We start from the raw sequence: 11315 nt of genomic DNA on the forward strand, positions 1-11315 counted from the left end.
ATCGCGGTGGAATTTATGTGAATTATGCCATGACGAAATTCAATGATGTGCAAACAGGGAGTCTTAATTTGGCAGTTCCGTTTACCAATAAACAACTGAAAGTTACGGCTGAAGTTTTACGTGATAAATTGACGCCAGGTGCAAAAGAAAAATGGCAACTAAAAATTGAAGGACCAAATAAAGATAAAGTTTCAGCTGAGGTTTTAACAAGTATGTACGACGCTTCGTTGGATCAATTTGCGTCAAATTCATTAGATTTTAATGTGTATGATTTTACAAATTCAAGAAGAAATAACCCTTTTAATCTATATCAATTTTATATAACAAATCAATCTCGAGCAATTTATTATCGTACAAATTATGATTTTTATGCAAGAGGATATGCAGGATTAGACCTTAATTTATTTGATTTTGGTTTCAATCAATATCGCATGAATCGTATGATGATGAAGTCTGTTGCGCCAGGTGTAAAAATAAAAGAAGTATCAGAAAATGAAATTCATGTTGAGGTACAAATGGGGGCTGCTGCTGATGTAAGTTTAGAAGGTTCTGTTGTAACAGCTTTAGGAATTACAAGAGATAAGAAATCGTTAGGTTATTCAACTCAAGCAGGAGAACCTGGAGCTTCTGCAAATGTAACAGTTCGTGGAGTTTCTTCTGCCGAAATTTCAAATGCACTTTATGTTGTAGATGGAGTTGTGTATGATATAATGCCAGAACTTAATTCAGATGATATTCAGTCTATGAATGTATTGAAAGGAGAAGAGGCGACTGCTTTATATGGAGCAAGAGGAGCAAATGGAGTAGTGATTATTACAACTAAAAAAGAGGCAAACGCAACTTTAGATAATGTAAAAGCGCGTACAAATTTAAATGAAACAGCCTTCTTTTATCCAAACTTAAAAACAGATGCAAAAGGAAATATTATTATAGAATTTACTACGCCAGAAAGTTTAACAGAATGGAAATTTATGGCAATTGCACATACGCCAGACCTTAAAACAGGTTATTTGGAGCAAAATGTTCGCACGCAAAAAGACTTGATGGTTGTGCCAAATATGCCACGTTTCTTACGTGAAGGCGATCAAATTTCGGTTTCGTCTAAGATTAATAATTTATCAGATAAGGTATTAAATGGTTCTGCGAAATTGATGTTGTTTGATGCGTTTACCAATCAACCAATTGATGCACAATTCAAATTGACAAATGCAGTTCAGAATTTCTCTGTTGCAAAAGGAAGCTCGGATCAAGTGACGTGGACAATTGATGTTCCGAAAAATGTACAAGCAGTTGTGTATCGTGTGGTGGCTTCGGCTGGAGATTTTTCGGATGGTGAAGAATCGGCTTTACCAATTTTGACAAATCGTATGATGGTGACAGAAACGTTGCCGATTTATGTGAAAGAAGGTCAAAAGAAATCGTTCCAATTTGATAACATGATCAACAATAAATCGACTTCGTTAGATAATTTCAAATTAACATTCGAGATGACAACGAATCCGATTTGGTATGCAGTTTTCTCGTTGCCTTATTTGCGCGAATATCCTTACGAATGTGCAGAGCAAGTGTTCTCGCGTTTATATGGAAATATGATTTCAGAAAAAGTGATCAATTCAAATCCAAAAATTAAAGCTGTTTTTGATGATTGGAACAAAAAAGGTGAATTGAAATCAAAATTACAATTGAACCAAGAATTGAAAAATATCATTTTAGAAGAAACGCCTTGGATGAAAAATGCAGAAAGCGAAGAAGAGCAAATGAAGCAAATTGCAGTTTTATTTGAATTGAATCAAATGCAAACGGAAATGAAATCGGCTTTCCAAAAATTATCGGATAAACAACAATCAAATGGTGGCTTTGCTTGGTTTGACGGTGGTCGTCCAAACGAATATATCACAACGCATATTGTTTCTGGTTTCGGAAATATGAAGAAAATGGATGTGAATTTCAAAGCATTTGAAATAGATGTAAATCCATTAATCAAAAAAGCGATTCAGTTTATTGATGATGAGAATTTAAAACGTTTCAAAGAGTTCAAAAAAGATCAAAAATCATTCAAGGATGTTACGTATTCAGACGGTTTACATTATTTATATGCGCGTTCGTTTTTCTTAGAAGATTATCCGATGTCGAAAGAATTGGAAGAAATGAAAACAGCGATGTTAAAGAATCTAAATGATACAAAATTAGAGTTGTCGTTGCAACAAAAAGCAATGGCTGCAATTGTGATGAATCGTTTTGGAATGCAGTCTGCTGCTAAGATTGTAGTCAATTCGATCAAAGAAAAAGCAGTAGAATCGGATGAAATGGGTATGTATTGGAAAGAAAATCAACCGGGTTGGTTTTGGTATCAAGCGCCTGTAGAAACACAATCGTTGTTAATCGAAGCATTTGACGAGGTAACAAAAGATGAAAAATCTGTCGAAGAAATGAAAGTTTGGTTATTGAAAAATCGTCAAACAAATCAGTGGAATTCGACAAAAGCAACGACAAAAGCGGTTTATGCTTTAATGAATTTCGGAAAATCTTGGATAGATGCAGAGAAAGGAATTGAAGTGAAGATCGGAAATCAAAAAATTAATTTAGATAACAATGCGCAAGCTGGTTCGGGTTATGTAAAAACTTCTTGGAACAAAGAAGAAATTAAACCTGAAATGGGTAAAGTTGAAGTTTCGAAAACTTCTCCAGGTGTTGCTTGGGGAGCGATGTATTGGCAATATTTTGAAGATTTAGATAAAATAAAATCTGCTGAAACTGGAATTAAATTCAACAAGAAATTATTTGTTAAATCGAATTCTGCAAATGGTCCAATTCTGAAAGAAATTACAACGTCAACACCGATAAAAGTTGGTGATATTGTAACTGTTCGATTAGAGATTTCTGTTGATCGCAACATGCAGTTTGTACACATCAAAGATATGCGTGCAAGTGGTTTCGAACCTGTGAATGTACTTTCTGGTTACAAATGGAAAGGCGAATTTGGATATTACGAAAGCACAAGAGATGCTGCAACTAATTTCTTTTCGGATTACATGAGAAAAGGAACATATGTTTTCGAATATGATTTGAAAGCGAATAATGCAGGTAATTTCTCGAACGGAATTACATCGATGCAAAATATGTATGCACCAGAATTGAGTGCGCAAAGTGAAGGAATTCGTGTTGAAATTAAATAGATTTTAACTTGTAAGTTTAATAATAAAGGCAAGATTTTTAATCTTGCCTTTATTTTGGTTAAAAGATACCTAAGAGTTGGTGAACTCTTAAGCAAGAGTTTAGTAATTCCTGCTTAGCTTTCTTTTGATTTATGAGTTGCGTGAGTTACGAGATTAGTGTTTCGAATTTTACACTTTGTAAAACATATTACGTACAACTTAAAACGTTAAGCGTATCACATACAATTCAAGATTTTATTTATCTTTAAAATCAAATAACACTAAATGAAGAAAAGACTTCTACTCAATATTGTACTCATTCCTTTTATCGGATTTGCGCAGCTGCAAACCATTTTTCAATCTAAAATAGATTCGATTTACGAAAAAAATAAAAACGCTGTCGGAATTATTGTTCACGTTGAAGCACCAGAACAAAACATTTCGTGGAGTTATGCAAAAGGAGTTTTGGATATTAAAACCAACGAAATTTTAAACAGCCAACAACCGGTTTTAATCGCAAGTAATACCAAACCTTATGTAGCTGCTGCAATTTTGCGTTTGGTAGAAAAAGGTCAAGTTAGAATTAACCAATCGATCAAGAATTTATTGTCTAAGAAGACTCGTCAATTGCTCGAAAAAGATGGTTATGATTTGAATACGATAACAGTCAAACATTTGTTGTCGCACACTTCTGGAATACAAGATTATGTCGATGATGCGTATTTTGAATTAGTTAATCAGCGACCGCAATATAAATGGACGAAGGAGGAACAAATAAAACGAGCAATGGAAATCGGAAGTCCACAAAAAGTAGGAGAAAAGTTTAGTTACGGTGATATCAATTATTTGCTTTTAGCAGAAATTATTGAACAAAAAACGCGTCAACCATTTTACAAAGTAATTCGAGATTTGTTAAAGTATAAAGAATTAGGTTTGACACAAACGTGGTTTATCGATTTGGAGAAATATCCTTCGAAAACACTTCCGCTTGCGCATCAATATGCAGATAAATACAAGTGGGATTCGTATGATTTAGATCCTTCGTGGGATTTGTATGGTGGTGGTGGAATAGCTTCGACAGCGAAAGAATCGGCTCTGTTTTTTCAGTATTTGTTTGAAGGGAAAATTATTCAGAATAAACAAATTTTGGATTCGATGTCAACATATGTTTTACCTTCGGATCAATCGAAATATTGTTTGGGAATTTATCATTTTGATATGGGATTCAATGCCTATTATCATGGTGGTTGGTGGGGAACAGATGTGATTTATTCGCCAGAAACTAATGCGACAATTACAGTTTTTATCTTGCAAAAAGGGTTTCAACATATCATTAATCCTTTTATTGGAAAAGAATTTCTGAAGTTGTTGATGAAGAAGAGTTAGAATTTTGAATAATTTTCTCATAAGATTTGACATTTTTTTAATTCATTCTAAGTATAAAACTTTCTAAATTTGAGGCATGAAAAAATCAATACTTAGTATATTTTCTGCAATTGTTTTAACGTTCTCAGTTACAGCAAATGCACAAGAAATCGAAGAACAAATCGTAATCGAAAATCGTGTAAATGATGCCAAACAACAAGATAAACCTTATGTTATCTTGATTTCGGCAGATGGTTTTCGTTATGATTATGCTCAAAAACATGAAGCTAAAAATCTATTAGCTTTGGCTAAAAATGGAGTGAAAGCAGATGCCATGTATCCGTCTTTTCCTTCTGTTACATTTCCAAATCATTATACAATTGTAACTGGTTTAACACCTATTCATCATGGTTTGGTAGGAAATAATATGTTAGACAGAGAAGTTGGTGATCGTTATTTATTGGGAAATAGAAATGCAGTTATCAATCCGAAATGGTACGGAGGAACGCCAATCTGGAACCTTGCAGAACAGAACAAAATGTTAGCTGCTTGTTACTATTGGCCAGGTTCGGAAGCGCCTATTAATGGTATGTTCCCAACGTATTCGTACAAGTATTCGGAAAAATCACCAATTGATTACCGTATTCAGCAAGTTGTAAATTGGTTGGAGTTACCAGCTGAAAAACGTCCACATTTAATTACGTTTTATTTTCCGGAAGTAGATCACGCAGGGCATTCTTTTGGTCCTGATGCACCTGAAACAAAGGAAGCTGTACAATTTGTAGATCAATCAATCAAGAAATTGAATGATGAGGTTGCAAAAACAGGTTTGAAAGTGAATTTTGTTTTTGTTTCTGATCATGGAATGACAAGAATTGATGATGAAAATCCATTGAAATTGCCAATTAAAATTGATGAATCAAAAGTACAAGTTGCTTCAAATGGTTCTTATGTAAGTCTTTTTGTAAAAGATAAAAATGATATCGAATCAATTTACAAAGAAATAAAAGCAGTTCAGAATAATACGTTCGAAGTGTATAAAACAACAAATGTCCCATCTAAATATCATTTTGATAAAAAGAATGATCGATACAATCGTATTGGAGATATTATTTTGATTGCACATGCTCCAAACTATTTCTCAAACAAAAATGCACCGAAAGGTTCGCATGGTTTTTATGTAAAAGAAACGCCAGAAATGAAAGCGACTTTTATGGCTTGGGGACCAAATATTAAGTCTGGTAAAGAGATTAAAGTTTTTCCAAATACAGAAATCTATCCAATGCTTGCGAAGATATTAGGTTTACCAATTCAAGAAAAAATTGATGGAACAAATCAATTAGCCAATAAAATTTTGGTGAAATAATTTAGATTTTACTCAAAATACAAAGCCAACTTATTAAGAGTTGGCTTTTTTTGTTATTGAATTTTCATTGACTTATAAGAATTCGTCATTTTGAATTTATTTTTTCTTAAAATTCAGATTTGATATAATAATAGCAAAAATAATAACGGCGATTCCTGTCCATTGTATTGCGAGTACTTGTTCATGTAAAAGCACAAAAGCCATGGTTACTGAAACGGGTAATTCTAACGAAGAAACAATACTTCCCAAACCTAATCCTGTGTGCGGAAAACCTTTGTTTAAAAGAATAGGAGGTAAGACAGTTCCGAAAATTGCCAACGGTAATCCCCAAGTATAAAAAATGCTAAAATTGAATGCATGAATTCCATTTACATCATTTGAAAAGTTGTTGTAAAAGCTCATTAAACCATCAAAGTAATAAGGTCCGATTTGGCTAAAAAACAAAAATAGAGACACAATAATAGAACCTCCAAAAAGCATCCACAAACTTTTTTTATAAGCTGGTAAATAATTGGCTAAACTATTCGATGTAAACATGGTAGTCGTAAAAGAACAAGCTGCTAAAAATCCCCAAAACAATCCTTTAGGATTTAACTCGACTTCTTGGTTGATTAAATTTGTTGCCAAAACAGTTCCAAATAATACCAAAACCATTGCAATTAATTTTTTGGCAGAAGGAAATTGTTTTCCCAAAATACTCTCAACCAAAATACTAATCCAAACCGTTTGCATCAACAATACAATTGCGATTGACACATTGATATATTGTACCGCTAGATAGTAAAATAAACTTGTGAAACCTAACGAAGTTCCAGCAAGAATCAACCTTTTTTTATCTTTTTGTTCAATCTTTGGTAAATCTTTTTTACTCATCATAAATAAGTTGATGATTCCCAAAATCAAAATTCCTAATACAAACTGAGAAGTTGTTACCTCGGCAGTCGTATAGCCTTGATCGTATGCAATTTTTACAAATGTTGCTAACATTCCGTAGAAGCTAGCGCCCATTGCAACGAACAAAACTCCCTTCAAAATACTTTTATTTTCCATAATTTTTTACGCAAAAAAACGGCCTGATTAAATTTAAAATCAAGCCGTGCAAGTTACTTTATTTTTTCTGACTAAAAAAGTCCGTTAATTTCTCCTTCTATTTTATTGAAAATGAATCCTAAATCTTCTTTATTTTCAACAAAATCTAAATTATCCACGTCGATTACCAACACTTTTCCTTCTTTATAATTCGAAATCCACTTGTCGTATTTCTCGTTTAGACGATTCAAATAATCAATACTAATCGAATTTTCGTAATCGCGACCACGTTTCTGAATTTGCGAAACCAATGTAGGAATTGAAGCTTTAAGATAAATCAATAAATCTGGTGCTTCTACAAAACTTGTCATCAAATTAAAAACACGTAAATAGTTGTTATAATCTCTTGTAGACAATAATCCCATATCGTTCAAGTTACTCGCAAAAATATGCGCATCTTCGTAAATTGTACGATCCTGAATAATGTCTTTTCCGCTTTCTCTAATCTCTTTTACTTGATTAAAACGGCTTCCTAAGAAATAAATCTGAAGATTGAACGCCCATTTTTCCATGTCGTTGTAAAAATCATCCAAATACGGATTCATTTCTACATCTTCAAACTGAGCTGTCCAGTTGTATTGTTTTGCTAAAAGGTTTGTTAGAGTAGTTTTACCTGCTCCAATATTTCCGGCTATGGCGATATGCATTTTCCAATTATTTTAACGTTTGCAAATATACTAAAGCTTAATTTTCAAAACAAAATCTAAGCTAGCGACTCATAGAAAAATCTTTTTTTAGAAAAAAATTATTCCGATTGATTTATGAATTTTTATTCAATTATAAATTAAAAATAAATAAGGATTAGTAATTAGTTTTAATTGATTAAATAGTTTATTATTAATTATTTGTATTTAAAATAGTATAAGTGTAAATTTTATTTTCGACCAAAGTATAAAGATTTTTTTCGCTAAACGCAAAACTTTTTACATTTTCTAAATCGATAAAAGTCGTCAAATTTTGATTAACAATATTTTTTGATATTAGTTTATTGTCATTTATATAGAAAATAACATCTTTATAAAAATAAAAAGGTTGCTGATTGGTGTCAAATTCAAAATTAGATTTGAAATTTCCATAATCATCGTAAACATAAATTGTTTTCTGACCTTTTAAATACACCAAATTTTTGTACACATGTATTTTATCGATTGATTGATCATTATACTTCAAATAAATTTGTTTTGATGTCAGAATTGGTTTTTGTAACTGATAATTATAGTAAACAATTTTATTCCCGATTAAATCATAAAACCAACAAAATTGCGTGTCAACAACTTTTAATGCTGCAGGCATAAAATCGTTAGATTTAATCTTTACAATATCCTGAATAGGATTCAAATCTTCGTCTAAAATAGTGAGTTGATTAAAATTTGAATACACATAAGCTCGAAGTGGATTATTGACATCAACTGAAGTAATAATATTTTTGAGATCAATACTTTTGTTCTTTTTCGACTGAAATATTTTTTCAATTCTAGTATCTGAAATCAAATAAATCGAATTATTTAGATCAGTATCAATTGATTTGATTGTTTTATTTTCAATCAAAACTGAATCTTTTAACTCAAACTTTTGAGAAAAAACAGTGATAAATGCAGAAACAAAAATAATTGAAAAAATGGTTTTCATTTACTTGAAAATTACTTCATAACCAAATCTACAAATTGAGAGTAGGATTACCAAAATAAATATGTATCGAATAAATTTATTCCCTTTGTTGATGGCTAATTTTGCTCCAATAAAACCTCCTAAAGCGTTGCAAATAGCCATTGGTAAAGCTATTTTCCAGATAATTTGCCCTTTGATTAAAAACAAACAAATCGAACCAAAATTAGTTGCTAAATTGATCAGTTTTGCATTAGTATTAGCTTTCAAAAAATCCATACCAAGAAGTGTTACGAATCCCAAAATAAAGAAAGTTCCAGTTGCAGGACCAATAAAACCATCGTAAAAACCAACTGCAATACTCACAATACAACCATTGATAATCGCAATGTGGTAAGGAATTTTACGCTCGGTTGCTTGTCCAAAATCTTTCTTGAAAATAGTGTAAATGGCTAAAACAATCAAAATGATTAACAAAACAGGCTTCATAAAATCATTATTGATAACCGTTAACAATTGTGATCCTAAAAAAGCAGAAACAAATGCGCATATAGCCATAATCGTGAAAAGTTTCCAATCTATTTTTACCTTTTTTAGATATTGTGAAGTTGCTAAAGCTGTTCCACTAAATGCTGGAATTTTTAGCGTTCCGATTACTGTTGAAACAGGTAAATTAGGTAAAAAAGCAAGTGATAATGGCGTTTGTATTAATCCACCACCACCAACAATAGAGTCGATGAAGCCAGCGCAAAAAGCTGCCATGCATAAATAGAATAAAATCTCGATTTCCAAAACTGAAAAATTTTGGCAAATGTATAAGAGAAATAATAAATAATGAAGGAATTATTAAAAATTGTAGCCACGATGAGACTCGAACTCATACTGTCAGAACCGGAATCTGATATTCTATCCATTAAATTACGCAGCCAAAAGTTTTGCAAATATAGATAAATAGACTATTTGAGTTGAATATTTTGTCTAAAATTTCGGTGTTGGGTTGCGGTAAAATAATCTCTGAAAATTTGATTGATTTCTTCATTTATTTTTGAAGCTTTAATTCCAAGTTGTGGATAAATTTCAATGATAAATTGAGTGATTTTCTCAACAGTTTCTATTCCAAATGAATGAATTTCAGTTTCGATTTCTTCTGAAATAGGAGAATTATTTGTCAATAAATTTTCTATTGTTTTAGCAAATTCAATAGTTTTCGAAGTTGATTTAATAACGAAATTATCAAAATTAGTTTGTTTTTGGTATTGAATAATCTCTAAACTTTTTTCGATAAAATGTTCTGCCATTCCAAGATAATTTACCAATAAAGTTAAATCAGCAAAAATTCGGAAAGGTATTTTTTCGACCAAATCATCACTATAAAATTCATTATAAATAAAACTATAATCTTGATGAACGATTTCATTTTCTACTTCAAAACTATGAGAAGATGTAGCAACCATTCCCATTGATTTCCAAGTTGAAATTAATTTAACTTGAGATTTATTTAAAATAAATGACAAAAACTTTGGTTCACCATTTTTATCCAATTTCTCTTTTCCATCTTCGATTATTTTCGCATTTAATGTAAAATGAGTGAGGTAAGGAGCGCCAGTTGCATAATGCCACAAACCGTTTATGATATATTTATCTCCAACTTTTTCAGCAGTTCCACCAAGCATTCCGCTTCCACCAAAACACGTTTTTTGTGATGAAAATAAATTATAAGCAATATCGGGTTTTAGATTTCGAGAAAAATAATTTGCTCCACTACAAAGAGTTATAAACCAACCTAAACTTCCGTCAATTTTAGCAACTGATTGAAGAATTTTTAATCCTTCAGAAAAATGTAAGCCAAGTCCATTGTATTGTTTCGGAACCCAAATATTCAACCAATTTTGAGTATAAATATGATCGAGAACTACTTGATTAAAGGATTCTTTATTCAATAATTCTTTTTGAATTTTGGGAATATCAAGCATTATTTTCATTCAAAATTTTTCTCCAATTAAAATATCCAGAAATCGCCACACAGAATAAAATCAACGATAAAATAGCATATAAATACAAATCTTTGTGAATCATTAATGGAATTGAAATAATGTTACTAATATTCAACAAAATCCAATTTTCGAGTTTACGTTTTGCCATTAACCACATACCAGCCCATGCAAATGCGCTTACGATTGAATCCCAAATTGGAACGTCAGAATCGGTGATATGTGTAAGTGTTAAATAAAAAATGGTAAAACTACTTAAAACAATTCCTGAGACAACTCCCCATTCTTTTTTGTTGGTTATCGTAATTTCAATTTCGTGTTTTTGTTGTCCAAATTGCCAATATAACCAACCATAAATGCTCATCACTAAATAATAAATATTAAGAGTGAACTCGGCATATAGCTTAGAATTGAACATAACGAAAAGCGATAATGTAATTCCTGCAATTCCAAATAAATAATTTTTTGGATTATTGAATCTCGCCAATACGACTTGAAAAATAGAAAATGTGACACCTAGCCATTCAAGCCAAGTTGTGTGTAAAATAATTTCCTTCATCATAATTTGTTTTGATGAGGAGATAGAAGTTATTGCTAACATCAATTCCTCCGCCAGCATTATCTGGATCAGGTATAGAACAAAATTGTTCTTGGGTATATTCTCAGCTTTTTAGCACCCCATTGAAAGGCAAAGATGAAAAGTTTTGATGAGTTTTCCTAATTAATAATCAAAAAAGCTTTCTC

At 31.6% G+C, this 11315-nt stretch carries 9 protein-coding genes and 1 tRNA gene; 3 read left to right on the forward strand and 7 right to left on the reverse strand.

The window, feature by feature from the left end; genetic code table 11:
* The 3 genes from B2X73_RS05080 to B2X73_RS05090 all read left to right on the forward strand — a co-directional run.
* Nucleotides 1-3176, forward strand: a 3176-nt coding sequence (locus B2X73_RS05080; RefSeq protein ID WP_291095892.1) for an alpha-2-macroglobulin family protein, incomplete at its 5' end; no start/stop codon positions are given.
* Between the two features lie 264 nt (nucleotides 3177-3440).
* Nucleotides 3441-4541: a serine hydrolase domain-containing protein gene (locus B2X73_RS05085; RefSeq protein WP_286496138.1), complete on the forward strand. Its 1101-nt coding sequence runs from the start codon at nucleotides 3441-3443 to the stop codon at nucleotides 4539-4541.
* 76 nt (nucleotides 4542-4617) lie between these two features.
* Complete coding sequence (locus B2X73_RS05090; protein ID WP_219034738.1) at nucleotides 4618-5886, forward strand: ectonucleotide pyrophosphatase/phosphodiesterase; 1269 nt, start codon at nucleotides 4618-4620, stop codon at nucleotides 5884-5886.
* Between the two features lie 96 nt (nucleotides 5887-5982).
* On the opposite strand, the gene B2X73_RS05095 is transcribed toward B2X73_RS05090, so the two are convergent.
* The 7 genes from B2X73_RS05095 to pnuC all read right to left on the reverse strand — a co-directional run bounded on the left by B2X73_RS05095 (nucleotide 5983) and on the right by pnuC (nucleotide 11133).
* Nucleotides 5983-6936, reverse strand: a complete 954-nt coding sequence (locus tag B2X73_RS05095; RefSeq protein ID WP_219034739.1) for an EamA family transporter — start codon at nucleotides 6934-6936, stop codon at nucleotides 5983-5985.
* Between the two features lie 71 nt (nucleotides 6937-7007).
* Nucleotides 7008-7622 (reverse strand): deoxynucleoside kinase, encoded by a 615-nt coding sequence (locus B2X73_RS05100; protein ID WP_038333632.1) that lies wholly within the window; start codon nucleotides 7620-7622, stop codon nucleotides 7008-7010.
* Nucleotides 7623-7812: 190 nt separating this feature from the next.
* Nucleotides 7813-8604 (reverse strand): hypothetical protein, encoded by a 792-nt coding sequence (locus B2X73_RS05105; protein WP_221854784.1) that lies wholly within the window; start codon nucleotides 8602-8604, stop codon nucleotides 7813-7815.
* Nucleotides 8605-9372, reverse strand: coding sequence for a sulfite exporter TauE/SafE family protein (locus B2X73_RS05110; protein WP_125350137.1), 768 nt, complete (start codon nucleotides 9370-9372; stop codon nucleotides 8605-8607).
* Between the two features lie 64 nt (nucleotides 9373-9436).
* Nucleotides 9437-9508: transfer RNA gene (locus B2X73_RS05115), tRNA-Arg, on the reverse strand.
* A 28-nt stretch (nucleotides 9509-9536) separates the two neighbouring features.
* Complete coding sequence (locus B2X73_RS05120; protein ID WP_291046102.1) at nucleotides 9537-10562, reverse strand: hypothetical protein; 1026 nt, start codon at nucleotides 10560-10562, stop codon at nucleotides 9537-9539.
* A complete protein-coding gene (gene pnuC, locus B2X73_RS05125) occupies nucleotides 10546-11133 on the reverse strand; it encodes a nicotinamide riboside transporter PnuC (protein ID WP_219034749.1) in 588 nt (195 codons plus the stop codon). Before pnuC ends, B2X73_RS05120 begins: the two co-directional genes overlap by 17 nt.
* Nucleotides 11134-11315: the final 182 nt, after the last annotated feature.

Source organism: Empedobacter sp. UBA7252 (assembly GCF_002472765.1).
In the GTDB taxonomy this organism is placed as follows: domain Bacteria; phylum Bacteroidota; class Bacteroidia; order Flavobacteriales; family Weeksellaceae; genus Empedobacter; species Empedobacter falsenii_B.

Bases quoted from the DNA above. Each gene is read 5' to 3' on its own strand.
- B2X73_RS05095 (WP_219034739.1), bottom strand. From the start codon at position 6,936: ATGGAAAATAAAAGTATTTTGAAGGGAGTTTTGTTCGTTGCAATGGGC.
- B2X73_RS05100 (WP_038333632.1), bottom strand. From the start codon at position 7,622: ATGCATATCGCCATAGCCGGAAATATTGGAGCAGGTAAAACTACTCTA.
- B2X73_RS05120 (WP_291046102.1), bottom strand. From the start codon at position 10,562: ATGAAAATAATGCTTGATATTCCCAAAATTCAAAAAGAATTATTGAAT.
- B2X73_RS05090 (WP_219034738.1), top strand. From the start codon at position 4,618: ATGAAAAAATCAATACTTAGTATATTTTCTGCAATTGTTTTAACGTTC.
- B2X73_RS05085 (WP_286496138.1), top strand. From the start codon at position 3,441: ATGAAGAAAAGACTTCTACTCAATATTGTACTCATTCCTTTTATCGGA.
- pnuC (WP_219034749.1), bottom strand. From the start codon at position 11,133: ATGATGAAGGAAATTATTTTACACACAACTTGGCTTGAATGGCTAGGT.
- B2X73_RS05105 (WP_221854784.1), bottom strand. From the start codon at position 8,604: ATGAAAACCATTTTTTCAATTATTTTTGTTTCTGCATTTATCACTGTT.